Origin of the sequence: Micromonospora sp. NPDC000089, assembly GCF_042899365.1 — a bacterium.
Classification (GTDB): Bacteria; Actinomycetota; Actinomycetes; order Mycobacteriales; family Micromonosporaceae; genus Micromonospora.
This window is the reverse complement of record NZ_JBIAZT010000011.1, coordinates 28855-53847: the sequence shown is the minus strand read 5'-3', so window position 1 is coordinate 53847 and position 24993 is coordinate 28855. Positions and strand designations below refer to the sequence as shown.

Sequence of the window (24993 nt, the reverse complement as noted above, 5' to 3'; positions counted from 1 at the left end):
TGCCGGCCAGCGGCAGCTCTTATCGGGGTCAGCTGTTCCAGTGCTGGGCCACGAGGTCGGCGGCCTGCTGCTCCCACTGGGCGTAGGCGTCCGGGTACGCCGACACCTGCACCGTCTGCGCGGCCTCGGTCAGCGGCATGTCCTGCCACCCGTCGACCTGCTTCAGGCCCTTCTGGAACGCCATCGTGGAGTAGACCGGGTCGGTGATCTGCTCCGGGGTGCCCCAACCACTGGACGGGCGCTGCTGGAACAGGCCCAGCGAGTCGTGGTCGTTGCGGTCACCCAGATGACCCAGGTTCTCCAGCTTCGACTCCTGCAGGCTGGTGGCGATCGAGATCACCGCGGCCCGCTCGTCCAGACCCGACTTCTTCGTGCCGGCGATGATCGCCTTCACGTTCTTGGTCTGCTCGTCGTTCAGGGTGATGCGGGACTGCGCACCCTGCACACCGTGCGGGATCAGCTTGCCCTTGTCCACACCCGGCTTGTCGGCCTGCACCGCCACGGCGACCGGCTTGGCGTGCGACGCGGGGGCGGCGTCGGCGTGCATGGCCGGACCGGCGAACACGCCACCGGCGAAAGCAAGACCAGCGATACCCAGAACACTCTTCCGCAGCATGGTGGTAGCCATGAAGATCAGCTCCTCGGGGGTTGGCGCCCACACCCGGCGGGGGCCGGGCACGGACGCAAGCACCACGACGGGGCGCTCTCAATCAGGGGGACACCGTGCGGGTCAGCAGCCACTACAAGCGGCGCACGTATCGGGCAGCCACAGCGGGCGGCGCACGCACGGGGAAAGTCTTTGAACAGGGGTTCGGCGGCTGCCCGAACGCGGGGGGTCGCGGCGCCGGACCAGGTGTAACGACCGCCGGCCCACCATCATTCCCGGGGGCCCGCCACCCACCGGCCAGGCCGGGCGGGGCGCTGCTGCGGTCATCCAGGTGATGTAACGACCCCGGCCGGCCCACCATTCCACCGCCAGAGTGCCACCCGTCACGGGACACCACCGGACACCGCCACCCAGACCGACGGCCCGCAGCCGTCCGCCCGGTGGCCGGTGGCCCGCTGACCAACGCCAAGCCGGCGTCACCGACCTGGAAACGGACAATCAACCACCAACCTACCTCCCCGACGTTTCCGATCAGAGGGGTCAGCCGGTGTGATTGGCACATCGGGTGCATCTGTTGCTGTTATGGCGACAACAGATGCACCCGTTAAAGCACCGGCCGAGGAAACCAGCCGGCGGCCCGAGGCTCTGCGCGAACCGGAATGATCCACATCCTTCGGTGGCACCGCAGAGCCGCGGCACGACGGCACGCACGGCACGACGCCACGCACGGCACGACGGCACGCACGGCACGGCGGCACGGCTGCACGGCGGCACGGCGGGACAGTCAGGAACGGCCGTTCGGGGGCCGCGGCCGGTGACCGCTCGCTGAGATCATCGGGCGGTGCGCGCCAACAACCTCCGCCTTCTTCTCGCCGGCATGGTGGTCGCCGTGCTGGCGGCCGTCGCGGTCCTCGTCGGTCCGGCATCGCTACGCCGGCTGGTCGCTCCCCCGGCCGCGGCGGGCGGCGGAACAGCGTCCGGCGCGGGCTCCACGACGAGGGGCCAGGACACGCCGGCCGGCACCGCGACGCCCGGCCCCTACGCACCGACCGGCACCGGGACGCCCGGCCCGGACACACCGACCGGCACCGACACCAGCAACCCGAGCACACCCGCCACCGCGACCGACGGTGGCACGGGCACGCCCAGCACAACCGCCGACTCCGGCACGCCGGGCGCCGGGGCACCGGGCGTTGGGGCACCGGGCGTTGGGGCACCGGGCGTTGGGGCACCGGGCGTCGGGGCGGTGCCGGGCGCCACCCGGCCGGGCACGCTGCCCCCGGTGGTGCAGCACGGTCCGCGTACCGGGGCGAAGGTGGCGCTGACCTTCGACGCCGACATGACCGAGGCGATGCGGCGCCAACTGCGCGGCCCGCACCCGCCGTCGTACGCGAACACCAAGGTGATCGACCTGCTGGAACGCGAGCGGGTGCCGGCCACCTTCTTTCTCACCGGCATGTGGGTGGAGCAGTACCCGGAGCTGACCCGACGGCTGGCCGCCAACCCCCGCTTCGAGCTGGCGAACCACACCTACGACCATGCGGCGTTCACCCCGCACTGCTACCACCTGCCGGCGATCCCGCCCGGGCGGATGACCGAGAACGTGGCGCGGACCTTCGACGTGATCGGCCCGTACGGCGGGCGGCAGACCCGGTACTTCCGCTTCCCCGGCCTCTGTCACGACCGGACGGCGCTGACCGAGCTGGCTCCGCTGGGGGTGACCGTGGTGGACGGCGACGTGGTCAGCGGGGACCCGTTCGCGACCCGGTGGCAGCCGCTGGTGCGGGCGGTGCTGAGCGGGGCGCGCCCCGGCTCGGTGATCATCCTGCACGTCACCGAGGCGAACGCGCCGATGACCGACGAGGCGCTGCCACACATTCTGGCCGGCCTGGCGGCGCGGGGCCTCACCCCGGCCCCGCTCTCCGAGGTGCTCGGCGGCTGACCGCTGACGCCGACCGACGGCGCCGCGTACCGGAACCGACGGGCGCATCGTCCGACGGCGCGGTCGTCGGACGGGTGGGTGACGAGCGGCGGAAGTAGGCCGCAAACCGTGACAATCCACATAGCATCGGGGCAGGAGCCGAGAGGGAGGTCGTCATGACCGCAGCCACCGAGATGCCCAGGGTGCAGGAGTGCACGGTCGCGTCCTGCGCCTACAACCAGGCGAACGACTGCCACGCCTTCGCGATCACCATCGGCAGCAGCGACCACGCGCACTGCCACACCTTCGTGGAGATGCCGGTGCGCGGCGGCATCGAGCAGCTGATCGCCCAGGTGGGCGCGTGCAGCCGCTCGGACTGCCGGCACAACTCGGAGCTGGAGTGCCACGCCCCGGCCATCACCGTCGGGCCGGACAACGACATGGCCGACTGCATGACGTACCAGAGCCGCTGACCCCGGCCGCGCGCGGACAGACCGCGGCGCGAACAGCTGTCGGCGCGAACAGCCGGGCAGGCAGCACGGCCGGCGCCGGCCCGCGGCGACGCCGTTGTCGCGCGGGCCGGACGGTCAGGCCGGCAGGCCGTTGGCCTGCCGGATCACGGTGACCAGCTCGCCGATGATGCCGGTCAGCGCGAAGTCCTTCGGGGTGAACACCCGGGCCACCCCGGCGGCGCGCAGCGCCTCGCCGTCGCCGGGCGGAATGATGCCGCCGACCACCACCGGCAGGTCGCCGCGCCCGGCGGCGCGCAGCCCGTCCAGCACCGCCGGCACCGCCGCCAGGTGCGAGCCGGAGAGCACCGAGAGGCCGACCAGGTCGACGTCCTCCTCCACGGCGGCCGCGACGATCTGCCCAGCGGTCAGCCGGATGCCCTGGTAGACCACCTCGAAGCCGGCGTCCCGCGCGCGTACCGCGATCTGCTCGGCGCCGTTGGAGTGGCCGTCCAGGCCGGGCTTGCCGACCAGCAGCCGCAGCCGGCCGCTGCCCAGCTCCTTCGCGGTCGCCGCGACCCGCTCGCGGACCGCCACCAGCCCCGCGTCCCCGCCGACCCCGGCCGCGCCGGTCAGACCGGTGGGCGCCCGGTACTCGCCGAAGACCTGGCGCAGCGCGCCGGCCCACTCGCCGGTGGTCACCCCGGCCCGCACGCACTCCAGCGTCGCCGGCATCAGGTTCGCCGTGGTCGCGGCGTCCGCGCGCAGCCGGGCCAGGGCCGCGTCCACCGCGCCCGCGTCCCGACCGGCCCGCCACTCGCGTACGGCGGCCACGGCGGCCGCCTCGACCGCGGGGTCGACCTGCTCGACCGCCTCGGCACCGGCCACGGTCAGCGGGGACGGCTCGGTCTCGGTGAACCGGTTGACGCCGACCACCACGTCCGCGCCGGACTCCATCCGCCGGCGGCGGTCGGCCAGCGAGGCGACCAGCGCGCTCTTGAGGTAGCCGGTCTCCACGGCGGCCACCACGCCACCCATCTCCAGCACCTTGTCCAGCTCGACCCGGGCACCGGTGACGATCCCGTCCACCAGCGCGGTCATCACGTGCGAGCCGTCGAACAGGTCCGGGTATTCGAGCAGGTCCGACTCGTACGCCAGGACCTGCTGCATGCGCAGCGACCACTGCTGGTCCCAGGGGCGGGGCAGGCCGAGCGCCTCGTTCCAGGCGGGCAGCTGCACCGCGCGGGCCCGGGCGTCCCGGGAGAACGTCACGCCGAGCATCTCCAGCACGATGCGCTGGATGTTGTTCTCCGGCTGCGCCTCGGTCAGGCCCAGCGAGTTGACCTGGACGCCGTACCGGAATCGACGCTGCTTGGCGTCGGCCACCCCGTAGCGGTCGCGGGTGATCTCGTCCCAGAGCGTGCCGAAGGCGCGCATCTTGGCGATCTCCTCGACGAACCGCACCCCGGAGTTGACGAAGAACGAGATCCGCTGGACCACGTCGCCGATCCGGTCGGCCGGCACCTGGCCGGAGTCGCGCACCGCGTCGAGCACGGCGACGGCGGTGGCGAGCGCGAAGCCGACCTCCTGCACCGGCGTGGCGCCGGCCTCCTGGAGGTGGTACGAGCAGATGTTGACCGGGTTCCACCTCGGCATCTCCGCCAGCGTGTGGGCGATGACGTCCGCGGTGAGCCGCAGCGAGGCGGCCGGCGGGAAGATGTACGTCCCGCGGGAGAGGTACTCCTTGATGATGTCGTTCTGCGTGGTGCCGGCGCAGCGGGCCAGCTCGGCGCCCTGCTCCTGAGCGACCGTGCGGTAGAGGGCGAGCAGCCACATGGCCGGCGCGTTGATCGTCATCGAGGTGTTGCCGTCGGCGACCGGGATGCCGTCGAACAGCGCCCGCATGTCGCCCAGGTGCGCCACCGGCACGCCGACCCGGCCGACCTCGCCCGAGGCCAGCTCGTGGTCGGGGTCGTACCCGGTCTGGGTGGGCAGGTCGAAGGCGACCGACAGCCCGGTCTGCCCCTTGCCCAGGTTGCGGCGGAAGAGCGCGTTGGTGGCCGCGGCGGAGGAGTGCCCGGCGTACGTGCGCATCACCCAGGGACGGTCCCGCTCCGGCAGCCGTCCCGACGTCGCGTCGTCCATGGCGGGAGTCTAAGTTACCGTTCAGTAAAAGGGGCTGTGGAAAACCACACAGTTGCATTTGTCGACCGGTGGGCCGGCCGGAGCGAGCGTTCCGGCCGGCAACCACCCGGCGCTCACTCGCTGCGCGCGGTCTCCGGCCCGGTGAGGCGTTCCAGCAGCGGCAGGGTGGCCGCGATGACGCCGAGGCAGGCCAGCAGCGCGACCCCCACGATCGCGAAGAACCCCGCCCCCGGCGGGCGCAGCGTGTAGTGCATCTGCGCCCGGAGGAACAGCTGCGCGCAGACCAGCCCCATCCCCACCGCGACGCCGGCGACGGCCAGCATCGGCACCGCGCTCTCCAGCGCGACCACCCCGCGCAGCGCCCGTACCGGCGCCCCGGCGAGCCGCAGCAGGCTGAACGGACGCCGACGTTCACTGAGACCGCCCACCACGCTCACGGCGAGGCTGCACCCGGCGAGCGCGAGGCTGACCAGGACGACGACGTCGGCCAGTTGCCGCCAGCCGCGCATGACGTCGGTGAACTCCGCCTCGAAGTCACCGGGCGCGTGCGGGGCCACGAAGAAGGCGGGAAACTGCTGCTCCAGCACGGTCCGCGCACGTTCCTGGGCGGCGACACCGTCGACGTTCACCACCACATTCAGCGGTGCCATGCGCCGCAGGTCGGCGGGGTCGACGGTGGCGGCGGGCCAGATCCGGTCGGGGGACGCCTCTTCCCTCCAGGGGATCAGGCCCTCCGGCACCTCGGCGACGGTGGCACCGGCGGCGCACCGGCCGTACTGCGGCGGGATGTCGGCGCAGGCGATCACGCCGAAGTCGGCGGTGCGCGCCGGGTTCTTCCGGATCACGGCAACCGCGCGTACGCCAGGGACCGCCCGCACGTCGGCCGGCAGCGACGCGGGCACCGGCGGCGTGCCGGTCTCCGGGAGGGGGAGCGAGAGCGTCGCGGCGTCGGTGGAGCCCTGCGGGGCGGGGCCGCGTTCGGCCTCGATGGTCGCCATCACGCCCACGGCCACCGTCGTGACGAACAGCGCGAGCATGACGCCGCTGATGGCCCGGAACCCGGCCCGCGGATTGTCGGCGAGCCGTCGGGCGGCGATCAGCGCGGCCGGGCGACGGGCCCGACCTGCCAGCACCCGGGCGCCCACCATCGTGAGCCACGGCCCGCCGAGGATCAGCCCGGTCATCACCAGCAGCAGCGCGGGCAGGAAGAGCGCGGTCTGCCCGTCGGCGCTCTCCGGCCGGTAGACGAACGCGAACGCCAGGACGGCGACGCCGAGCACCAGCGGAAGCAGCCGGTACGCCCGGGGCGGGCGGGGCGTCACCCGCCGGCTCACGCCCAGCGGGGAGATCCGGACCCGGCGCAGCGACACCCACGCGGCGACCGCCGCCGCGGCCGGCACGCCGCACGCGACGAGCAGCACTCCCGGCAGCCCGAGGGACAGGTCGTCGGTGAAGAACGGCATGCCGGTGAACGGGATGCCGGCCAGCCGCTCGCGGAACGCGAGGAAGAGCGCGAAGCCGACGGCGGTGCCGGCCGTGGCCGCGACGGCCGCTTCCATCGCCGCCACCACGGAGATCTGGCGCGGGGTGGCGCCGGTCAGCCGCATCGCCGCGAACCGCTGCTCGCGGCGGGCCGCGCTGATCCGGGTGGCGGTGCCGATGAAGACCAGGACGGGAAAGAGCAACCCACCCGCCACCACCCCGAGGACGAGGTCGATGGTCGTCCGGGGGAGAGGCGGGAGGTTGTCTCCGATCCGGGTGACCGGCCGCGTGTTGGGTAGCTTCCGAACCTCTTCCGGAGTGCGACCGGCGATGACGAGCAGCGTGTCGGGCGAGGTCAGCGCCGCGTCGCCGACCGGGCCGGCGGCGCGACGGCCGTACCGGTCGGCGAGCTGGTCGGCCGGGACGGCGGTGAGCAGTCGCCGCAGCGCGGGCGAGGCGTAGTACTCCCCCGGCTGCGGGACGCGGGGGACGCCGACCGGGACGGGCGCGTGAGCTCCGGTCGCCGCGACGTCGATCCGGATGATCGGCCGACCCTGGAAGAAGTCGTCCCGGGTGGACCACAGCAGCGGGTCGGTGCGGTCGCCCGGCGTCGGCTGCGGGTACATCGTCGCGTACCGAGTGAACTGGGCGGTGGTCGCGTTGACTCCGGCGATCGTGGCGAGCAGCATGCCGGCCCCGACCGCGACCGCGGCGGCGATGACGACGAGTCGGGTGAGCGCCTCTCGGCCACCGGCCACGGCCAGGCGGAGCGCGAGGCCGATCACGACGCCACCCGCGCCGGCGCATTGACCCGCCCGTCCCGGACGACGACCTCCCGGTCGGCGTACGCGGCGACCCGGGCCTCGTGGGTGACCAGGACGACCGTGGTGCCCTGCTCGCGGGCCGTGCTCACGAGCAGGTCCATCACCTGCTCGCCGGTGAGCGAGTCCAGTGCCCCGGTAGGCTCGTCGGCGAACAGCACCCGTGGTCGGGCCACCAGGCCCCGGGCGAGCGCCACCCGCTGGGCCTGACCGCCGGACAGCTCCCCGGACCGGCGCCGCTCCAGCCCGGCCAGGTCGAGCCGCTCGAACCAGCCGCTCGCCTCCCGCAGCGCCGCGGCCCGGCGCACGCCGCCGAACAGCAACGGCAGGGCCACGTTCTCCACGGCCGTCAGCTCGGGAACGAGCTGCCCGAACTGGAACACGAACCCGAAGCGGTCCCGACGCAGCTGGCTGCGTTCGGCCTCGCCGAGGGTGTCGATCCGGGCACCGTCGAACAGGATGTCGCCGGAGTCCGGGACGAGGATGCCGGCCAGGCAGTGCAGCAGGGTGGACTTGCCGGAGCCGCTCGGGCCCATCACGGCGACGATCTCTCCGGCGTCCACGGCGAGGCTCGCGCCGCGCAGCGCGGGTGTGTCGCCGAACGAGAACCGCACGTCCCGCGCCTCGATCAGCGTGGTCATGGGCGTACCGCCTTCCGTAGGGCGTCCAGCCGGGCGCTGGTCGTCTCGATCCAGTGCAGGTCGGCCTCCAGGTGGTAGAGGCCGTGGTCGGCGAGCAGACCGTCGACGAGGTCGCCGGCCCGCTTGATCTCGGTGAGCTCCCGCATCCGGCGCAGGTGGGCGGTGCGCTGGCTGTCCAGGTACTCCTCGGCCGGGCGGTCGAGCATGAGGGCGAGCACCACCTTGGCGAACAGGACGGTCTGCAGGTGCGGCTCCGGCTCGACCGTTTCGGTGAGCCAGTGCTCCACCTCGGTGGCGCCCAGGTCGGTGATCACGTAGCGCTTACGGTCCGGGCCGGCGCCGGGGGCAACGTCGCTGATCACCACCTTGCCGTCGCGGGCCAGCCGGCCCAGGGTCGCGTAGACCTGCCCGTACGGCAGGGGTTTCCCGCGGCCGAAGTAGGTGTCGTAGTCACGTTTCAGGTCGTAGCCGTGGCTCGGCTGGCGGTCGAGCAGACCGAGCAGGGTCAGGGGCACCGTCATGTCTCGACAATACGCTGAGGGTATACGCCGCGTATATAGCCTGAGCGTATTGCTTCGCGCCGCAGCTCCGGCCCGGTAACGCGGCCGATGACGTATGGCCGACACCACCACACCCCGGGCGGCACGGGGCGGTGGTGGAGCCGCACACTTGACGGCATGGATGACGAGCTCGCGATCTCCGTACGGGGACTGCGCAAGGCGTACGGCGACAACGTCGCGGTGGCGGGGGTCGACCTGGACGTCCGCCGGGGCGAGGTGTTCGCCCTGCTCGGCCCGAACGGCGCGGGCAAGACCACCACGGTGGAGATCCTCGAGGGGTACCGACACCGGGACGCCGGAGAGGTCAGCGTGCTCGGCAGCGACCCGGCCCGACCGTCCGCCGACTGGCGCTCCCGGGTCGGCATCGTGCTGCAGGGCACCGGCGAGTTCGACGAGCTGACGGTGACCGAGGTGGTCCGGCACTTCTCCGGCTTCTACCCGGACGCCGACGACCCGGACAAGGTGGTCGAGCGGGTCGGGCTGGCCGAGAAGGCGAAGGCCCGTACGCACACCCTCTCCGGCGGGCAGAAGCGCCGCCTCGACGTGGCGCTGGGCATCATCGGCCGCCCCGAGCTGCTCTTCCTGGACGAGCCGACCACCGGCTTCGACCCGGAGGCCCGGCGCGAGTTCTGGGAGCTGATCCGGGACCTGGCCGCCGCCGGCACCACCATCGTGCTCACCACCCACTACCTGGACGAGGCGGAATCACTCGCCGACCGGGTGGGCGTGATCGCCGGCGGTCGGCTGGTCGAGGTGGCCCCGCCCGACCGGCTGGGCGACCGGCAGGAGGCGCTGGCCACCGTCTCCTGGCGTACCCCGGACGGGACGGTGGAGAGCGCGCAGAGCGCGACGCCGACGGCGCTGGTGGCGGAGCTGGCCACGCGCTTCGGCGGCGAGGTCCCCGGCCTCACGGTGAAGCGGCCGACCCTGGAAGACGTCTACCTGCGGATGATCGGAAACTGATGACGACCACGACGAAGCCGGCGGCCCCGGTCGCCGCCGCCCCCGGTGCCCGGCGCCTCGGCTCGGGCGCCCTGGCGTTGCGGCAGGGCCGGCTGGAGATCACCCAGTTCCTGCGCAGCCGGGAGTCCGTCGTGTTCACGATGGGCTTCCCGATCATCATGATCCTGATCTTCGCGTCGATCTTCGACGGGACGATCGGCGGCGGGGTGAAGTTCACCCAGTACTTCATCACCGGCATGATCGCGACCGGCCTGATGACGGTGAGCTTCCAGAACCTCGGCATCTGGATCCCGATCGAGCGGGACCGGGGCGTGCTCAAGCGCTACCGCGGCACGCCGATGCCCAAGTGGGTCTGGTTCGCCGGCAAAGTGATCATGGTGGTGGCGATCGGCATCGCGGAGACCGCCCTGCTGCTGGCCTTCGCGGTGCTGCTGTTCGACCTGGACCTGCCCGCAACGGCCGGCAAGTGGCTCACCTTCGGTTGGGTCGCGGTGCTCGGGGTGACCGCCTGCACCCTCTGCGGCATCGCGATCTCGTCGCTGGCCCGGACGGCCCGCAGCGGCTCGGCCGTGGTCACCCCGGTCGCGCTGATCCTGCAGTTCATCTCCGGGGTGTTCTTCGTCTTCACCGACCTGCCGACCTGGATGCAGCAGGTCGCCGCGCTCTTTCCGCTGAAGTGGATGTGCCAGGGCCTGCGGGCGGTCTTCCTGCCGGAGAGCTTCGGCGCCCAGGAGCCGGGCGGCTCGTTCGAGCTGGGCCGGGTGGCGCTCGTCCTGGCCGCCTGGGTGGTCATCGGCCTGGCGCTGTGCCTGACCACCTTCCGCTGGACCACCAAGCGCGACGGCTGACCGCCGCGAAAAGGGGGCCGGGCGCGTGCGCCCGGCCCCCTTTTTCAGGCCTACGGCTCAGTACGGGTAGAAGCCCTGGCCGGTCTTGCGGCCGAGGTCGCCGGCGGTGGCCATCCGCTGGAGCAGCTCCGGCGGGAAGAACTTCTCGTCGGCGGTGTCGGTGTAGATGTTCTTCGTGGCGTTCAGCAGCACGTCCACGCCCGTCAGGTCGACCGTGGCCAGCGGGCCCATGGCGTGGCCGAAGCCCAGCTTGCAGGCGGTGTCCAGGTCCTCCGCGGAGATCACGCCGGACTCGACCAGCTTGACCGCCTCCATGGCCAGCGCGCAGATCAGCCGGGTGGTGACGAAGCCGGCGATGTCCCGGTTGACCACCACGACGGTCTTGCCGATCTCCTCGGCGAACGCCTTCGCGGTGGCCAGCGTCTCGTCGCTGGTCTTGTAGCCGCGGACCAGCTCGCAGAGCTTCATCATCGGCACCGGCGAGAAGAAGTGGGTGCCGACGACCGACTCCGGACGGGACGTCGCGGTGGCGATCTGGGTGACCGGGATGGCCGAGGTGTTGGTGGCCAGGATCGCGTCCGACCTGCAGATCTTGTCCAGCGCGCGGAACACCTCGTGCTTGATCTCGATCTTCTCGAAGACCGCCTCGACCACGATGTCCGCGTCGGCGGCCGCCTCCAGCTCGGTGGTCGGGGTGATCCGGCCCAGGGTCGCCTCGACCTCGGACGCCTCGATCTTCCCCTTCTCGGCGAACTTCGTCAGCGACTTCCGGATGCCGTCGACGCCCCGCCTCGTGGCCGCGTCGTCCACGTCCCGCAGGGTCACCTGCCAGCCCGCCTGCGCCGCCACCTGGGCGATGCCCGAGCCCATCAGCCCGGCACCGACGACCGCGAGTCGACCCGCCATCTGCTCACTCCCTCGCCCGTGGTTCTCCACTGTCTGGGAGCACCCTACTGAACGAGGGATAAGGACGGATCGTCAGATGGTCAGGTCCGGCGCCTCCGGGACGCTGCCCCGCTCCACCTCGACCCCGAGCGCCTTCAGGTCGGCGACGAAGTCCGGATAGCCGCGGTCGACATGGTGCACGTGGGAGACCTCGGTGCCCCCGCCCGCGCAGAGCCCGGCGATGATCAGCCCGGCGCCGGCCCGGATGTCGGTGGCGCGTACCGGGGCGCCGGAGAGCCGGTCGCGGCCCCGGACCACGGCGTGGTGGCCGTCGGTCTTGATGTCCGCGCCCAGCCGCATCATCTCGTTGGCGAACATGAACCGCCCGTCGAAGATGTTCTCGGTGATCAGCGAGGCGCCGTCGCTCACCGCGGCCAGGCCGATCGCCATCGGCAGCAGGTCGGTGGCGAAGCCGGGGAACGGCAGGGTGACCACGTCCACCGCGGTGGGGCGGTCCTCGGCGCGTACCCGGAAGGCGTCGCCGCGGGTCTCGACCAGCGCGCCGGCCGAGACCAGCTTGTCCAGCGCGACCTCCAGGTACGCCGGCTCCACGCCGGTGACCGTGACGTCCCCGCGGGTCATCGCGGCGGCGAACGCCCAGGTGCCGGCGACGATCCGGTCGCCCACCGTGGCGTGCCGCACCGGGTGCAGCGCGGGTACGCCGACGATCCGCAGGGTGGACGTGCCGGCGCCGGTGATCTGCGCGCCCATCTGCTGGAGCATGGTGCAGATGTCGACGATCTCCGGCTCCCGGGCGGCGTTGTCGATCACCGTCACGCCCCGGGCCAGCACGGCGGCCATCACCAGGTTCTCGGTGGCGCCCACGCTCGGAAAGTCCAACACGATCTCGGCGCCGTGCAGGCCGTCCGGGGCGGAGGCGATCACGAAGCCGTGCTCGCCGGAGATGTCGGCGCCCATCCGGGTCAGCCCGGAGATGTGCATGTCCAGGCCGCGCGAGCCGATCGCGTCGCCGCCCGGGTGGGCGACCCGCACGTACCCCCGGCGGGCCAGCAGCGGGCCGAGCACGCAGATCGACGCGCGCAGCCGGCGGACCAGGTCGTAGTCGGCCTCCGAGCCGGGCTGCTCGGGCACGTCGATGGTGACCGAGCGGGACCGGGCGACGCCGCCGAGCGCCACCATCGGGTCCACCGGGTCGTCGGCGTCGAACCGGACGCCGCAGCCGAGCCGGCGCAGCACCTCGCCCATGATCGCGATGTCGGTGATCCGCGGGACGTTGGTGATCACGCTGCGGCCGGGGGCCAGCAGGGCCGCCGCCATCAGCTTCAACGCGGAGTTCTTCGCGCCCACCACGTGCACCGTGCCGGCCAGCCGGGCGTCGCCGGCCACCCGGATGACGTCGACGTCGTCGACCGCCGGGTCCCCCGCGTCACCCGGCCCCACCCCGCCGGACCAGCCGGTCGGGTCCGGCCGCGCCGGGATCGTCAGGTCCGGTATCCGTAGGCTGTGCGTCATGGCCGTCCACCTCACGCGCATCTACACCAAGGCCGGCGACGCCGGCATGACCAGGCTGAGCAACAACGAGCAGGTGCCGAAGACCGATCCGCGGATCGCCGCGTACGCGGACGTCGACGAGTGCAACGCCGCGATCGGCGTGGCGCTCGCGCTGGGGCAGCTCGACGACGAGCTGCGTACGGTGCTGGGCTCGATCCAGAACGACCTGTTCGACGTGGGCGCCGACCTGGCCACCCCGGTCGAGCCCGACCCGGAGTACCCGCCACTGCGGGTCACCGAGCAGTACGTGGAGCGCCTCGAGGGCTGGTGCGACGAGTACAACGGGCGCCTGAGCAAGCTCGACTCCTTCATCCTCCCCGGCGGCACCGCCGGCGGGGCGCTGCTGCACGTGGCCCGGACCATCGCCCGGCGCGCCGAGCGCGCGGCCTGGGCCCTGGTCGCCCACGACCCCGACCGGACCAGCCCGCTCCCGGCCAAGTATCTCAACCGGCTCTCCGATCTGCTCTTTATCCTGTCAAGAACGGCAAATCCGGCGGGCGATGTGCTATGGGTCCCGGGCGGAAAGCGCTGAGCGTCGGGGCGCTGCATCACGTCGAGCTGTGGGTACCCGATCTCGACGCGGCCACCCGTGGCTGGGGTTGGCTGCTCGGCGAGCTGGGCTGGACGCCGTACCAGGACTGGCCCGCCGGCCGGTCCTGGCGGCTCGGCCCGACGTACCTGGTGATGGAGGAGTCTCCGGCGCTGACCGGGCGGGTGCACGACCGGCTCGCGCCGGGGCTCAACCACCTGGCCTTCCACGCCGGTCCGCCCGCCGCGGTGGACCGGCTGGTCGCCGCCGCGCCGGCGTACGGCTGGACGTTGCTCTTTCCGGACCGGCACCCGCGTGCGGGCGGCCCGGACACCTACGCCGGCTACCTCACCGACGGGCAGGGGTACGAGGTCGAGCTGGTCGGCACCGTCGACTGAGCGGGCCCGTCGCCGAGCCGGTCAGGAGCGGTCCAGCGCGCCGCGGCGGGTCGGGGCGGTGCGCCACGCCCCCGGCCGCCGGGGGCCGGGCACCGACCCGGCGAGCCGGCGCGCCCCGCGTACCGGCCCCGGGCAGGAGCGGCGGACGGCCCGGCGCCCGCGCAGCCGCCGCCCGACGGCCACCACGGCCCCGACCGCCAGGAGCAGACCGGCGGCGATCGGAAGCCCGGCCGGCAGCGCACCGAACGCCCACCCGGCCAGCACCGTGCCCGGCACCCAGACCAGCACCGCCGCCGCGTCGAAGAGTAGGAACCGGCGGTACGGCAGGCCGGCCATCCCCGCCACCCGGGGCACCAGCGTCCGGGCGAAGGCGGTCCACCGCCCCACCAGCACGGCGACGCCACCCCGGCGCTCGATCAACGCCTCCGCCCGCCGCCACCGCTGCTCGCCGACCCACCGGCCGAGCCGGGAGACGCGCAGCCGCGGCCCGAGCAGCCGGCCCTCCAGGTAGCCGAGCTGATCACCGACGAGGGCGGCCGCCGTGGTGACGGCCAGCGCCGCCGACAGGTCCAGTCGACCGGCCCGGGCCAGCAGCCCGACGGTCAGCATGGTGGTCGCCGCCGGCAGTGCCACACCGACGAGCAGGCCCACCTCGGCGGCGAGGATCGCGGCGGCGGCGAGCAGCACGTACCCGGGCGGCAGGGCGCCGAGCCGGTCCGGCAGAGAGCTGAGGAAGGTCACCTGACAAGCGTGCCGCGCCGCGGCGGCCGTGCCGCCCTACCGTCGGCCGCGCCGGGTCCTCCGAGTGGCCGGTCGATCCCCTAGGGCGCCGGCCGCTCGGGTACGGGGTTGAAGTCGTCGTCCACCAGGCCGAGCCGGTGCGCCAGCACGGCCGCCTGCACCCGGTTGCGCAGCTCCAACTTCTCCATCACCGCCGACACGTGGGTCTTCACCGTGGTCACCCCGAGGTGCAGCCGGGCGCCGATCTCCGCGTTGGACAGCCCGGCGCCGACCAGCGCCAGCACCTCCCGCTCCCGAGCGCTGAGCAGACGCAGGCCCGGCTGCGGGTCGCCGGACCCGGCCCGCGCCTCCCGGTCGTGCGCGCCGAGCGCCCGCTGCACGATCCGGGCGAGCACCCGGGGCGCCACCAGCGGCTCCCCCCGGGCCGCCCGGCGGACCGCGTCCAGCAGGTCCTCCGGCTCCCCGTCCTTGACCAGGTAGCCGATGGCCCCGGCGCCCAGCGCCCCGTAGACGTCGGCGTCCTCGGCGAAGGTGGTCAACACCAGCACCCTGGCTCCCGGTTGCCGGGCCACGATCCGCCGGGTCGCCTCGATGCCGTCCAGCCGGGGCATCCGCAGGTCCATCAGGATGACGTCGGGGTGCAGCCGCTCGCTGAGGCGTACCGCTTCGAGACCGTCACCCGCCTCGCCGACCACCTCGAACTCGCCGGCGGTACGCAGCAGCAGGCCCACGCCGGCCCGTACCATCGCCTGGTCGTCGACGACCAGCACCCGGATCATGTCGCCTCCCGTACCGGTAGCCGGGCCTGCAGCCGCCAACCGCCCGCGCCGGTCGGGCCGGCGGTCAGGGTGCCGCCGAGCAGGCCGACCCGTTCCCGCATGCCGATCAGCCCCAGCCCGGACGAGGGCAGGACCGGCTCGGGCCGGGGCCGCTCCGGGCCGCTGTCGAGCACCTCGACCACCAGCCCGGGCGGCTCCGCCCGCACGGCGACCGTGGCGATCGCGCCCGGACCGGCGTGCTTCAGGCTGTTGGTCAACCCCTCCTGGATCACCCGGGCCGCCGTGGTGCGCACCACCAGCGGCGTGTGCGCCGCCCGGTCGTCGACGGTCACCTGCACGCTGAGCCCCGCCGCCCGGACCAGGCGCTGCGCCTCGGTGATGATCTGTTCCGGCTCCACCATCGGGGCCCCTCCCTCGACCGCCTCGGGGTCACGCAGCACCTCCAGCAGCTCGCGCAGCTCGTCCAGCACCCGGCCGGCCGTCGACCTCAGCTCGCCGAAGGCGGCCACCGCCTCGTCCACCCGGCCGGTCCGCCGGATGGCGTACTGCGACGCTCCGGCCTGCAGCGCGATCGCCGCGACGTGGTGGGCGACGATGTCGTGCAGGTCACGGGCGATGCCGGCCCGCTCGGCCAGCCGGGCCGCCCGGGTCTGCATCTCCTGCCGGGCCTCCGCCTCCCGGGCCCGTTCCTCGGCCACCGCCGCGGCCTTGCGCAGGCCGCCGAGGTAACGGCCGAAGGCGACCGGCGCGGCCGCCGCCGCGAGCAGGGTGAGCAGACGCAGCAGGCCCGCCCCACCACTGAACGAGCCGGCCGGGGACGCGGCGAGCACCGAGTAGAAGACGGCGCCGAGGAACAGCGCGAACGCCACGCCGATGGAGCGCCAGCCCGACCGGTACGCCACAAAGCCCAGCGCCAGCGCGGCGCCGAGCAACGGGTTGCCAGAGCCGTACGGGGTCAGGTGCACCGCGACCACCATCAACGCGGTCTCCACCGCGAGCACCGGCCAGGGCCACCGGCGTACCGCCACGAGCAGCAGACCGGCCACGACGGCGAGCAACGTGTGGCGTACCCGGTCGGCGGCCGGCAACGCGCTGTTCACGCCGGTGGCCAGGCCCAGCAGGGCCGCCATCAGCCCGAGCAGCAGCTCCGGCCAGCGCCACCATCGACCCGTCACCTGGTCCACCCTACGGAAGGCCGGTCGCCGGGCCGTCCTCCCACTGGCCGGGCGCCCTCCTCCGGGTGGCCGCCGGACGGGCCGGCGGAGCGATCGTGCCCGGCCCGGGGCGCCCCTAGCGTCGGTCGGCGTGACCGATTCCTCGACGTTCCTGAAGCAGTTCGCCCGGCACCCGCTCACCGTCGGAGCGGTGGCACCCAGCGGCGCGGGGCTGGCCGCCGACATCACCGCGGCGGTGCCCCGCGCGGGCGACCCGGTGGTGGTCGAGCTGGGCCCCGGCACCGGCGCCTTCACCGGCGCCGTGCAGGGCCGGCTCGCCGGACGCGGCCGGCACCTGGCGCTGGAGATCAACCCTCGCTTCGCGGCGCGGGTGGCTCGCCGGTATCCGGCCGTGGAGGTGGTGCTGGCCGACGCGGCGACCCTCGGTGAGCTGCTGGCCGCCCGCGGCCATTCGTGCGCCGACGTCGTGGTCAGCGGCCTGCCCTGGGCGGCGTTCAGCGGGCAGCGTCAGCGCGCCGTGCTCGGCGCGGTGGCCGCCGGGCTCGCCCCGGGCGGCGCCTTCACCACCTTCGCCTATCGGCACGCGCTGCTCAGCCCGGCGGCGCGGCGCTTCCGGCGGCTGCTCCACGAGACGTTCGACGAGGTGACCGTGGGCCGTACGGTGTGGGCCAACCTGCCGCCGGCGCTGGTCTACCACTGCCGGCGCCCGCTGGCCACCGCGCGCTGACAGCGCTCAAACGGCGCTCAGGCGGCGGTCAGGCGGCCGGCCAGTCCTGGGAGGCCATACGCGGCGAGGCCGCCCCGGGCGGGGCGGCCTCGAGCCAGGAGAGGAAACCGGTGACCGTGGAACGCGCCATGGCGATCTCGACCGGGGCGTGCTGGCGGGTACAGCGCAGGATCACCCAGTCGCCCGGCATGGAGAGGCGCTCCTGACCCTCGGGCAGCCGGCGGCGCTCCACCACCAACTCCTTGCGGGAGAGCACCCGCTTGGGCCGGATCGCGAAGCTGAACATCCGGTACCAGCGGAGCTCGTCGCCGGCGAACCGCCCGAAGCCGGGCGACCAGCCGCGCCCGTCGAGCACCGTGGTGACCCGGACGCTGAGCCGGATGATGCCCCCGCTGCGGGTGACCAGGGCCCGCCGGGCGAAGAGGATCAGAAGCGCGGCGAGCACCACCGCCACGCCGATTCCGATCCCCTCCACGATCTCCATCGGCGGAACGGCTCAGCGCGCCGGAGTGGCCGGGGTGGCGCTCTCGGCGAGCACCGTCACGCCCTCGCCGGTGACCGACAGGAACCCGCCGGCCACGTCGTACGCGACCTGCTGGCCGCCGGCCTGCTTGATCCGGACCTGGCTGGGCTCGGCGAGCTGGCCGAGCAGGGGCGCGTGCCCCGGCAGCACACCCAGCTCACCCTCGGTCGTCCGGGCGACGACCATCTCGGCCTCACCGGACCAGACCTTCTCCTCGACGGCTACGAGCTCGACGTGAAGCTGAGTTGCCACGCTGTCTCCTTGCTGCGGCGGCGGATTGGGCAAAGTCTAGTCGTGGCGTCCGCTGCGCCCCAAGGCGGGTGGCGAGACCTCCACCACCCACCTCGGGTCACCCGTCGCCGCGGCCGGTCCGGCGGCGGCGTACGGCTCAGCTCTGCTGCTTCTGGCGGAACTCCGGGTGCTCCAGCATGAAGGCGTCGAGCTGCTCGTTCTGCAGGGCGGTGAAGAAGTCGGCCACCGCCGGCACGAACTTCTCCCCCTTGTAGGTCTTCCCGTCGAAGACCGGGCCGCCCGGCAGCTTGATCATCTCGATGTTCTCCTGCCGGATGCCCTTGAGGGCGACCGCGAAGTCGACCACGGTGTTGCCCCGGCCGTTGAAGGTCAGCGACTCCCCCGCGGCCCGGACGACCTTGTCCAGCTTGATCGGGTTGGTGATCACGTCGCCGCTGAGCGCCTTGCCCGCCATCGCCTTGATGAACTGCTGCTGGTGCCGCTGGCGGCCGTAGTCGGCGTCCGGGACGCCGTTGACCGGGTAGCGCTGGCGGACGTAGTCCAGCGCCTGCCAGCCGCTGAGGTGGGCGTTGCCCTTCTTGTACTCCGCCTGCGGGCCGACGTAGTGTCCGCCCGAGTTCAGCGTCCGCATGGTGCCGTCCGGCCTGCGGTGCTCGGAGCGGACGTCCCGCTCGATGTACATGTCGACGCCGCCCATCGCGTCGACGATCTGCCGGAAGCCACCGAAGTTGATGATGGCGCCCGCGTCGAAGCGCTTGATACCGGTGGTGTTCTGCAGGGTCTTGGCGAGCAGCTCGAAGCCCTGCGGGGTGCTCGGGTTCTGCCCGGGGACGTTGCTGCCGTGCGACATCGCCGCGTTGAGCCGGTCGGAGCCGCCCCGGTACTCCGCCTTTTGGAACTCGGGGATGTCGACGACCAGGTCACGCGGCATGGAGAACAGGTAGGCCCGGTCCATCGAGGTCGGGACGTGCAGGATCATGACCGAGTCGGAGAGCGGCCGCTGCTCCGGCCGCCGCGGGTCGACGCCCACCAGCAGGATGTTCAACGGGCCCTTGATGTCGCTCTTGCGCTCCTTGGCGCCCGCCGCCTGGTCGCCGAAGAGGTCGGCCTTGCCCACCGCGCCCTCGTATCGGGCCAGCAGCGCCTCGTAGCTCACCAGCACCGCGCCGCTGAGCACCATCAGCACGGTGCCGAACACCGTGCAGGTGCGCGCCCACCGCGGCACCCCCGACCAGATGGACGACTTCTTGCCGCCGCCGGCCTTACCCACGAGCATCTCCATTCGTCACGCCCACGAAGTAGAGACGGGCGCGCGTACCGAAAAGTTGCACCGGATCGACGCCCGTTGCGTGACGTCGCGCACGACGGTACCGCGTGCCGCGCCCGATTGCGTACCCCGGCGACCACGGCGACGGGCGCGCTGTCCACGGAACGGCGAAGGACCACCCCGGCGGGTGCCGGGGTGGTCCTTCGAGGTCGTGGGGCGGATCAGCCCTCCGACATCAGCTCCTTGGCCTTGGCCTCGAGGTCCTCGAGCCCGCCGCACATGAAGAAGGCCTGCTCGGGGAAGTGGTCGTACTCACCCTCGCTGATCTTCTTGAACGCCTCGATCGTCTCGGCGATCGAGACGGTCGAACCCGGCACGCCGGTGAACTGCTCGGCGGCGTAGGTGTTCTGCGACAGGAAGCGCTCGATCCGCCGGGCCCGGGCCACGGTGATCTTGTCTTCCTCGGAGAGCTCCTCGATGCCGAGGATGGCGATGATGTCCTGCAGGTCCTTGTAGCGCTGCAGGATCCGCTTCACCTCGGTGGCGACCCGGAAGTGCTCCTCGCCGACGAACTCCGGGGCGAGGATCCGGGACGAGGACGCCAGCGGGTCCACGGCCGGGTAGATGCCCTTGTCGGAGATCGACCGCTCGAGGTTCGTGGTCGCGTCGAGGTGGGCGAACGTGGTGGCCGGCGCCGGGTCGGTGTAGTCGTCGGCGGGCACGTAGATCGCCTGCATCGAGGTGATGGCCTGGCCCCGGACGGAGGTGATCCGCTCCTGGAGCTCGCCCATCTCGTCGGCCAGGGTCGGCTGGTAACCCACGGCGCTCGGCATCCGGCCGAGCAGCGTGGACACCTCGGAACCGGCCTGGGTGAAGCGGAAGATGTTGTCGATGAAGAGCAGCACCTCCTGCTTCTTCACGTCGCGGAAGTACTCCGCCATGGTCAGCGCCGAGAGCGCCACCCGCAGCCGGGTGCCCGGCGGCTCGTCCATCTGGCCGTAGACCAGAGCGGTCTTGTCGATGACGCCGGACTCGGTCATCTCGGCGATCAGGTCGTTGCCCTCGCGGGTGCGCTCACCCACGCCGGCGAAGACCGAGGTACCACCGAAGTTACGGGCCACTCGGGTGATCATCTCCTGGATGAGCACCGTCTTGCCCACGCCCGCGCCGCCGAACAGGCCGATCTTGCCGCCCTTGACGTACGGGGCGAGCAGGTCGATGACCTTGATGCCGGTCTCCAGCATCTCGGTCTTCGGCTCGAGGTCCGCGAAGGCCGGGGCCTTGCGGTGGATGCCCCACCGGTCGTCGGCCTGGATGGTCTCGCCCTCGGTGAGGTTGAGGCACTCGCCGATCGCGTTGAACACGTGACCCTTGACCGCGTCGCCCACCGGAACGGTGATCGGCTCGCCGCGGTCACGCACCTCGGTGCCGCGGACCAGACCGTCGGTCGGCTGCATCGAGATCGCGCGGACCATGTTGTCGCCCAGGTGCTGGGCGACCTCCAGGGTCAGCGTCTTCTCACCGCCGGACAGGGTCACGTCCACGTTCAGGGCGTTGAACAGGGCCGGCATGGCGTCGCGCGGGAACTCGGCGTCGACGACCGGGCCGATGACCCGGACCACGCGACCGGTGGCCGTCTTGGTCTCCACTGGTGCAGTCATCACACTTCACTTCCCGACGCGGCGAGCGCGTTCGCGCCGCCGACGATCTCGCTGATCTCCTGGGTGATGCCGGCCTGGCGGGCCGAGTTCATCTCACGCGTGTACTTCTCGATCATCTCTTCGGCGTTGTCGGTGGCGCTCTTCATCGCCCGCCGACGCGCCGCCGACTCGCTGGCCGCCGACTCGATCAACGCCGCGTAGATCCGCGTGTTGATGTACTTCGGCAGCAGCGCGTCGAGCAGCGCCTCCGCCTCCGGCTCGAACTCGTACGCCGGCAGCAGGCCCTCGGACCGGGGGCGGTCCTCGACCTGCATCGGGCCGATGATCTTCGCGACCGGCGTCTGCGTCATCAGGGAGTGGAACTCCGTGAAGACGATGTGCAGCTCGTCGACCCCGGCGATCCCGTCCGCCCCGGCGTGGCCGTCGGTGTCGTCCGCGCCGGCGGTGAACGCCTTGATCAGCGTCTCGCCCACCTCGCGGGCGTCGGCGAAGGACGGCTGCTCCGAGAAGCCCGTCCAGCTCGCCGCGATCTCCCGGTTGCGGAACCGGTAGAACCCGACACCCTTGCGCCCGATGACGTAGAGCACCGGCTCCTTGCCGTCGGCCTTCAGCCGGGCGACCAGCGACTCCGCCATCCGGATCGCGTTGGAGCTGTAGCCGCCGGCCAGGCCCCGGTCACTGGTGACCAGCAGGACGCCCGCCCGCCGCACCCGCTCGCGCGGGGTCAGCAGCGGGTGGTCGATCCGCGCGTTGGACGCCAGCGCCGTGAGCACGCCGGTGATGGCCTTGGCGTACGGCAGGGACGCCTCCACCCGGGCCTGGGCCTTGGCGATCCGGCTCGTCGCCACGAGCTCCATCGCCTTGGTGATCTTCTTCATCCCCTTCGCCGAGCGGATCCGCTGGCGAAGAACGCGTACCTGGGCAGCCATGGATCAGCTCTCGGCCGGACGGTCGGTCGTGCCGTCCCGGAAGCGGGTCACCGTCTCGCGGTTCTGCTCCCCCTCCAGCGGCTCGGCCGGCGCCTCGTTCACCCGGTGCTCGTCCTCCTTGCCCAGGAAGACCTGCTTGAACTCGGTGACGGCCGAATCCAGCGAGCCGGAGATGTCGTCGCCCCACTTGCCGTCGGCGATCGACGCCAGGACGCCCTCGTGCTTGTGCCGCAGGTACTGCAGGAACTCGGACTCGAAGCGACGGACCTCGCCGACCGGGATGTCGTCCAGCTTGCCCTCGGTGCCGGCCCAGACCGAGACGACCTGCTCCTGCACCGGGTACGGCGAGTAGTTCGGCTGCTTGAGCAGCTCGACCAGGCGGGCGCCGCGGTTGAGCTGGTTCTGCGAGGCGCGGTCCAGGTCGGAGGCGAAGGCGGCGAACGCCTCCAGCTCACGGAACTGGGCCAGGTTCAGCCGCAGCGAACCGGAGACCTTCTTCATCGGCTTGACCTGGGCGGCGCCGCCGACCCGGGAGACCGAGGTGCCGACGTTGATGGCCGGCCGGACGCCCTGGTTGAACAGGTCCGTCTCGAGGAAGATCTGGCCGTCGGTGATCGAGATGACGTTGGTCGGGATGAAGGCCGAGATGTCGTTGGCCTTCGTCTCGATGATCGGCAGACCGGTCATCGAGCCGCCACCCAGCTCGTCGGAGAGCTTCGCGCAGCGCTCCAGCAGGCGGGAGTGCAGGTAGAAGACGTCACCCGGGTACGCCTCACGGCCCGGCGGGCGACGCAGCAGCAGCGACACGGCGCGGTACGCCTCGGCCTGCTTGCTCAGGTCGTCGAAGACGATCAGGACGTGCTTGCCGCCGTACATCCAGTGCTGCCCGATGGACGAGCCGGTGTACGGGGCGAGGTACTTGAAGCCCGCCGGGTCGGACGCCGGGGAGGCCACGATGGTGGTGTACTCCATCGCGCCCGCCTCCTCCAGGATGCCCTTGATCGAGGCGATCGTGGAGGCCTTCTGGCCGATGGCGACGTAGATGCAGCGGACCTGCTTCTTCGGGTCGCCGGAGCGCCAGTTGTCCCGCTGGTTGAGGATGGCGTCCAGGGCGACCGTGGTCTTGCCCGTCTTGCGGTCACCGATGATCAGCTGCCGCTGGCCCCGGCCGATCGGCGTCATGGCGTCGATCGCCTTGATGCCGGTCTGCAGCGGCTCGTCGACGGACTGCCGGGCCATCACGTTCGGCGCCTGCAGCTCCAGCTCGCGGAAGCCCTCGTTGGCGATGTCGCCGAGGCCGTCGATCGGCTGGGCGAGCGCGTTGACCACGCGGCCGAGGAAGGCGTCGCCGACCGGCACGGAGAGCACCCGGCCGGTGCGCTTGACGCGCTGGCCTTCCTCCAGCTTGGCGGAGTCACCGAGAACGACGACACCGATCTCCCGGACGTCGAGGTTCAGCGCCACGCCGAGCGTGCCGTCCTCGAACTCCAGGAGCTCGTTGGTCATGGTCGAGGGCAGGCCCTCGACGTGGGCGATGCCGTCACCGGTGTCGGCGACGGTGCCGACCTCCTCGCGGGAGACGTCGGTCGAGTAGGAGGAGACGTAGCGCTCGAGGGCGCCACGGATCTCCTCCGTCGAGATGGTCAGCTCGGCCATCCTCTGCTTCCTTAGTATCTCAGGGCCCGGGATACCTGGTACCGACCGGTCCGATGACGTCGAATCAGGGCTGTGGAGACGCTGGTCAGCGCTGCACGAGCGCGTTGCGGGTCTCATTGAGGCGGCGCAGGACGGTGCCGTCGTACAGGTCGGAGCCGACCCGCACGCTCACTCCACCCAGCACCTCGGGGGACACCGTCTGCTTGACGGAAACCTCTCGACCGTACATCGCGGAGAGGCGGGCACCCAGGCGTCGCTCCTCGTCGTCACTCAACGGGGCCGCCACGGTCACGTACGCGACCTGGCGGTCCCGCCGGTCGGCGGCCAGCTCGACCAGCCGGGTGAGCGCGCCGGTGAAGGAGCGTCCCCCGAACCCGCCGAGGGCCACCTCGACGAGGCGGACGGTGACCGGGCGGGCCTTGCCGGCGAGCAGCTGCTCGGCGAGCGACGCGCGCTGCTTGACCGGGGCCACCGGGTCGGCGAGCGCGTTGGACAGCGCCGACTGGCCGGCGACGACCTGGCCGAAGCGGAACAGCTCGTCCTCGACCTCGCCGAGGTCACCGGCGGTGTCGGCGCTGGCGAGCAGCGCTTCCACGCCGAGCCGCTCGGCGCCGTCCAGCAGCTCCGACGGCGCCGACCAGCGGCCGGACACCAGCGTCGACAGCAGGTCGAGCGCGTCCGCGCCGATCTTGCCGCGGAGCATCTCGCCGAGCAGGCCGGCGCGGTCCGCACCGGCCCGCGCCGAGTCCGACAGCGCCCGACGCAGCCGCGGCTCGCGCCGCAGCAGGTCGGCGACGGAGAGGATGTCGTCGGCGGTGGAGGCCACCGCCGACGGCTCCGCGCCGCGGACGTACGCGTCGAGGCGCTCGGCCGCGACCTTGTACGACTCCCGGCTGGCGGCCTGCATCAGCGGGCCCCCGTGCTCTCGAGGTTGCTCAGGAACCGGTCCACGGTGCCCTTGCGGCGGGCCTCGTCGGCGAGCGACTCGCCGACGATCTTGCTGGCCAGGTCCACCGCGATGGTGCCGACCTCGGTGCGCAGCTCGCGCACGATGGTGGCCCGCTCGGCGGCGAGCTGGTCCTTGCCCGCGGCGATGATCCGGTCGGACTCCTCGCGTGCCTTGGCGAGGACGTCCTGGCGGATGCCCTCCGCGTCGGCCCGGGCGTCGTCCCGGATCTTGGCGGCGTCGGTGCGCGCCTCGGCGAGCTGCGCGCGGTACTGCTCGAGGAGCTGGTTCGCCTCGGCCTGGGCGGCCTCGGCGCGCTTGATGCCACCCTCGATCGCGTCGACCCGGGCCTGGAACGTCTGCTCCATGCGCGGGAAGACGAACTTCATCAGCACGAAGCAGAGCACGGCGAAGGCGACCAGCCCGACCACGATCTCCTGCCAGGCAGGGATGATCGGGTTGTGGGTCGTCTCACCACCCTCAGCGGCGAAGAAGTACATGGGAAACCTCCCGGTC

General features: G+C 72.4%; 25 protein-coding genes. 7 read left to right on the top strand and 18 right to left on the bottom strand.

Annotated elements, in window-relative coordinates; translation table 11 throughout:
* Positions 1 to 28 precede the first annotated feature (28 nt).
* Positions 29 to 628 (bottom strand): hypothetical protein, encoded by a 600-nt coding sequence (locus ACFY3U_RS20480; RefSeq protein WP_387203831.1) that lies wholly within the window; start codon positions 626 to 628, stop codon positions 29 to 31.
* Positions 629 to 1448: 820 nt separating this feature from the next.
* Between ACFY3U_RS20480 and ACFY3U_RS20475 the strand changes: the two genes are divergently transcribed.
* On the top strand, positions 1449 to 2549 hold the full coding sequence (locus ACFY3U_RS20475; protein WP_387203828.1) for a polysaccharide deacetylase family protein: 1101 nt from the start codon (positions 1449 to 1451) through the stop codon (positions 2547 to 2549).
* A gap of 155 nt (positions 2550 to 2704) precedes the next feature.
* A complete protein-coding gene (locus tag ACFY3U_RS20470) occupies positions 2705 to 3001 on the top strand; it encodes a DUF1540 domain-containing protein (protein ID WP_387203825.1) in 297 nt (98 codons plus the stop codon).
* A 114-nt stretch (positions 3002 to 3115) separates the two neighbouring features.
* Here the strand turns inward: ACFY3U_RS20470 and ACFY3U_RS20465 are convergent, their stop codons facing one another.
* From ACFY3U_RS20465 to ACFY3U_RS20450, 4 genes are all read right to left on the bottom strand, one after another.
* Positions 3116 to 5122, bottom strand: coding sequence for a protein meaA (locus ACFY3U_RS20465; RefSeq protein WP_387203824.1), 2007 nt, complete (start codon positions 5120 to 5122; stop codon positions 3116 to 3118).
* A gap of 113 nt (positions 5123 to 5235) precedes the next feature.
* On the bottom strand, positions 5236 to 7389 hold the full coding sequence (locus ACFY3U_RS20460; protein ID WP_387203821.1) for an FtsX-like permease family protein: 2154 nt from the start codon (positions 7387 to 7389) through the stop codon (positions 5236 to 5238).
* Complete coding sequence (locus tag ACFY3U_RS20455) at positions 7386 to 8066, bottom strand: ABC transporter ATP-binding protein (protein WP_387203819.1); 681 nt, start codon at positions 8064 to 8066, stop codon at positions 7386 to 7388. Before ACFY3U_RS20455 ends, ACFY3U_RS20460 begins: the two co-directional genes overlap by 4 nt.
* Positions 8063 to 8587, bottom strand: a complete 525-nt coding sequence (locus tag ACFY3U_RS20450) for a PadR family transcriptional regulator (protein WP_387203816.1) — start codon at positions 8585 to 8587, stop codon at positions 8063 to 8065. Before ACFY3U_RS20450 ends, ACFY3U_RS20455 begins: the two co-directional genes overlap by 4 nt.
* Positions 8588 to 8743: 156 nt before the next feature.
* Between ACFY3U_RS20450 and ACFY3U_RS20445 the strand changes: the two genes are divergently transcribed.
* Positions 8744 to 9589 (top strand): ABC transporter ATP-binding protein, encoded by an 846-nt coding sequence (locus tag ACFY3U_RS20445; RefSeq protein ID WP_387203813.1) that lies wholly within the window; start codon positions 8744 to 8746, stop codon positions 9587 to 9589.
* Positions 9589 to 10437, top strand: a complete 849-nt coding sequence (locus ACFY3U_RS20440) for an ABC transporter permease (protein WP_387203810.1) — start codon at positions 9589 to 9591, stop codon at positions 10435 to 10437. The genes ACFY3U_RS20445 and ACFY3U_RS20440 overlap by 1 nt, the downstream gene beginning before the upstream one ends.
* A gap of 57 nt (positions 10438 to 10494) precedes the next feature.
* Here the strand turns inward: ACFY3U_RS20440 and ACFY3U_RS20435 are convergent, their stop codons facing one another.
* Together ACFY3U_RS20435 and murA are read right to left on the bottom strand one after the other, a co-directional pair.
* Complete coding sequence (locus tag ACFY3U_RS20435) at positions 10495 to 11343, bottom strand: 3-hydroxyacyl-CoA dehydrogenase family protein (RefSeq protein ID WP_387203807.1); 849 nt, start codon at positions 11341 to 11343, stop codon at positions 10495 to 10497.
* Between the two features lie 72 nt (positions 11344 to 11415).
* The gene (gene murA, locus ACFY3U_RS20430; RefSeq protein ID WP_387203804.1) at positions 11416 to 12855 is read right to left on the bottom strand and encodes a UDP-N-acetylglucosamine 1-carboxyvinyltransferase; all 1440 of its coding nucleotides are present in this window, start codon (positions 12853 to 12855) and stop codon (positions 11416 to 11418) included.
* Here murA and ACFY3U_RS20425 point away from each other — a divergent pair.
* Positions 12854 to 13426: a cob(I)yrinic acid a,c-diamide adenosyltransferase gene (locus ACFY3U_RS20425; RefSeq protein ID WP_387203801.1), complete on the top strand. Its 573-nt coding sequence runs from the start codon at positions 12854 to 12856 to the stop codon at positions 13424 to 13426. The genes murA and ACFY3U_RS20425 overlap by 2 nt on opposite strands.
* Positions 13402 to 13821, top strand: coding sequence for a VOC family protein (locus ACFY3U_RS20420; protein ID WP_387203798.1), 420 nt, complete (start codon positions 13402 to 13404; stop codon positions 13819 to 13821). Before ACFY3U_RS20425 ends, ACFY3U_RS20420 begins: the two co-directional genes overlap by 25 nt.
* A 21-nt stretch (positions 13822 to 13842) precedes the next feature.
* Here ACFY3U_RS20420 and ACFY3U_RS20415 read toward each other — a convergent pair whose 3' ends face one another.
* The 3 genes from ACFY3U_RS20415 to ACFY3U_RS20405 all read right to left on the bottom strand — a co-directional run bounded on the left by ACFY3U_RS20415 (position 13843) and on the right by ACFY3U_RS20405 (position 16516).
* Positions 13843 to 14562 carry a DedA family protein gene (locus ACFY3U_RS20415; protein WP_387203795.1) on the bottom strand — a complete coding sequence of 240 codons (720 nt, stop codon included), beginning with the start codon at positions 14560 to 14562 and terminating at the stop codon, positions 13843 to 13845.
* Positions 14563 to 14642: 80 nt separating this feature from the next.
* The gene (locus ACFY3U_RS20410; RefSeq protein ID WP_387203792.1) at positions 14643 to 15341 is read right to left on the bottom strand and encodes a response regulator; all 699 of its coding nucleotides are present in this window, start codon (positions 15339 to 15341) and stop codon (positions 14643 to 14645) included.
* On the bottom strand, positions 15338 to 16516 hold the full coding sequence (locus ACFY3U_RS20405; protein WP_387203790.1) for a sensor histidine kinase: 1179 nt from the start codon (positions 16514 to 16516) through the stop codon (positions 15338 to 15340). The genes ACFY3U_RS20410 and ACFY3U_RS20405 overlap by 4 nt, the downstream gene beginning before the upstream one ends.
* Before the next feature lie 130 nt (positions 16517 to 16646).
* Between ACFY3U_RS20405 and ACFY3U_RS20400 the strand changes: the two genes are divergently transcribed.
* Complete coding sequence (locus ACFY3U_RS20400) at positions 16647 to 17243, top strand: class I SAM-dependent methyltransferase (protein WP_387203787.1); 597 nt, start codon at positions 16647 to 16649, stop codon at positions 17241 to 17243.
* Positions 17244 to 17271: 28 nt separating this feature from the next.
* On the opposite strand, the gene ACFY3U_RS20395 is transcribed toward ACFY3U_RS20400, so the two are convergent.
* The 8 genes from ACFY3U_RS20395 to ACFY3U_RS20360 form a co-directional block, all read right to left on the bottom strand.
* Positions 17272 to 17727: a DUF2550 domain-containing protein gene (locus ACFY3U_RS20395; RefSeq protein WP_387203784.1), complete on the bottom strand. Its 456-nt coding sequence runs from the start codon at positions 17725 to 17727 to the stop codon at positions 17272 to 17274.
* A gap of 12 nt (positions 17728 to 17739) precedes the next feature.
* Positions 17740 to 18018, bottom strand: a complete 279-nt coding sequence (locus ACFY3U_RS20390; RefSeq protein WP_387203781.1) for a F0F1 ATP synthase subunit epsilon — start codon at positions 18016 to 18018, stop codon at positions 17740 to 17742.
* Between the two features lie 136 nt (positions 18019 to 18154).
* Complete coding sequence (locus tag ACFY3U_RS20385; RefSeq protein WP_387204228.1) at positions 18155 to 19294, bottom strand: LCP family protein; 1140 nt, start codon at positions 19292 to 19294, stop codon at positions 18155 to 18157.
* Between the two features lie 212 nt (positions 19295 to 19506).
* Positions 19507 to 20946 (bottom strand): F0F1 ATP synthase subunit beta, encoded by a 1440-nt coding sequence (gene atpD, locus ACFY3U_RS20380; RefSeq protein WP_387203778.1) that lies wholly within the window; start codon positions 20944 to 20946, stop codon positions 19507 to 19509.
* Positions 20946 to 21875, bottom strand: a complete 930-nt coding sequence (locus tag ACFY3U_RS20375; RefSeq protein WP_387203775.1) for a F0F1 ATP synthase subunit gamma — start codon at positions 21873 to 21875, stop codon at positions 20946 to 20948. The genes atpD and ACFY3U_RS20375 overlap by 1 nt, the downstream gene beginning before the upstream one ends.
* Before the next feature lie 3 nt (positions 21876 to 21878).
* Complete coding sequence (gene atpA, locus ACFY3U_RS20370) at positions 21879 to 23531, bottom strand: F0F1 ATP synthase subunit alpha (RefSeq protein WP_387203772.1); 1653 nt, start codon at positions 23529 to 23531, stop codon at positions 21879 to 21881.
* Positions 23532 to 23616: 85 nt separating this feature from the next.
* Positions 23617 to 24438 (bottom strand): F0F1 ATP synthase subunit delta, encoded by an 822-nt coding sequence (locus tag ACFY3U_RS20365; protein WP_387203769.1) that lies wholly within the window; start codon positions 24436 to 24438, stop codon positions 23617 to 23619.
* Positions 24438 to 24977, bottom strand: coding sequence for a F0F1 ATP synthase subunit B (locus ACFY3U_RS20360; protein ID WP_387203766.1), 540 nt, complete (start codon positions 24975 to 24977; stop codon positions 24438 to 24440). The genes ACFY3U_RS20365 and ACFY3U_RS20360 overlap by 1 nt, the downstream gene beginning before the upstream one ends.
* Positions 24978 to 24993: the final 16 nt, after the last annotated feature.

What these genes read in the sequence shown, in the direction of transcription:
- ACFY3U_RS20385 (WP_387204228.1), bottom strand. Translation starts at nt 19,294, where the DNA reads ATGCTCGTGGGTAAGGCCGGCGGCGGCAAGAAGTCGTCCATCTGGTCG.
- atpA (WP_387203772.1), bottom strand. Translation starts at nt 23,531, where the DNA reads ATGGCCGAGCTGACCATCTCGACGGAGGAGATCCGTGGCGCCCTCGAG.
- ACFY3U_RS20360 (WP_387203766.1), bottom strand. Translation starts at nt 24,977, where the DNA reads ATGTACTTCTTCGCCGCTGAGGGTGGTGAGACGACCCACAACCCGATC.
- ACFY3U_RS20440 (WP_387203810.1), top strand. Translation starts at nt 9,589, where the DNA reads ATGACGACCACGACGAAGCCGGCGGCCCCGGTCGCCGCCGCCCCCGGT.
- ACFY3U_RS20455 (WP_387203819.1), bottom strand. Translation starts at nt 8,066, where the DNA reads ATGACCACGCTGATCGAGGCGCGGGACGTGCGGTTCTCGTTCGGCGAC.
- murA (WP_387203804.1), bottom strand. Translation starts at nt 12,855, where the DNA reads ATGACGCACAGCCTACGGATACCGGACCTGACGATCCCGGCGCGGCCG.
- ACFY3U_RS20420 (WP_387203798.1), top strand. Translation starts at nt 13,402, where the DNA reads ATGGGTCCCGGGCGGAAAGCGCTGAGCGTCGGGGCGCTGCATCACGTC.
- ACFY3U_RS20410 (WP_387203792.1), bottom strand. Translation starts at nt 15,341, where the DNA reads ATGATCCGGGTGCTGGTCGTCGACGACCAGGCGATGGTACGGGCCGGC.
- ACFY3U_RS20465 (WP_387203824.1), bottom strand. Translation starts at nt 5,122, where the DNA reads ATGGACGACGCGACGTCGGGACGGCTGCCGGAGCGGGACCGTCCCTGG.
- ACFY3U_RS20365 (WP_387203769.1), bottom strand. Translation starts at nt 24,438, where the DNA reads ATGCAGGCCGCCAGCCGGGAGTCGTACAAGGTCGCGGCCGAGCGCCTC.
- atpD (WP_387203778.1), bottom strand. Translation starts at nt 20,946, where the DNA reads ATGACTGCACCAGTGGAGACCAAGACGGCCACCGGTCGCGTGGTCCGG.
- ACFY3U_RS20425 (WP_387203801.1), top strand. Translation starts at nt 12,854, where the DNA reads ATGGCCGTCCACCTCACGCGCATCTACACCAAGGCCGGCGACGCCGGC.
- ACFY3U_RS20480 (WP_387203831.1), bottom strand. Translation starts at nt 628, where the DNA reads ATGGCTACCACCATGCTGCGGAAGAGTGTTCTGGGTATCGCTGGTCTT.
- ACFY3U_RS20395 (WP_387203784.1), bottom strand. Translation starts at nt 17,727, where the DNA reads ATGGAGATCGTGGAGGGGATCGGAATCGGCGTGGCGGTGGTGCTCGCC.
- ACFY3U_RS20450 (WP_387203816.1), bottom strand. Translation starts at nt 8,587, where the DNA reads ATGACGGTGCCCCTGACCCTGCTCGGTCTGCTCGACCGCCAGCCGAGC.
- ACFY3U_RS20375 (WP_387203775.1), bottom strand. Translation starts at nt 21,875, where the DNA reads ATGGCTGCCCAGGTACGCGTTCTTCGCCAGCGGATCCGCTCGGCGAAG.
- ACFY3U_RS20445 (WP_387203813.1), top strand. Translation starts at nt 8,744, where the DNA reads ATGGATGACGAGCTCGCGATCTCCGTACGGGGACTGCGCAAGGCGTAC.
- ACFY3U_RS20470 (WP_387203825.1), top strand. Translation starts at nt 2,705, where the DNA reads ATGACCGCAGCCACCGAGATGCCCAGGGTGCAGGAGTGCACGGTCGCG.
- ACFY3U_RS20435 (WP_387203807.1), bottom strand. Translation starts at nt 11,343, where the DNA reads ATGGCGGGTCGACTCGCGGTCGTCGGTGCCGGGCTGATGGGCTCGGGC.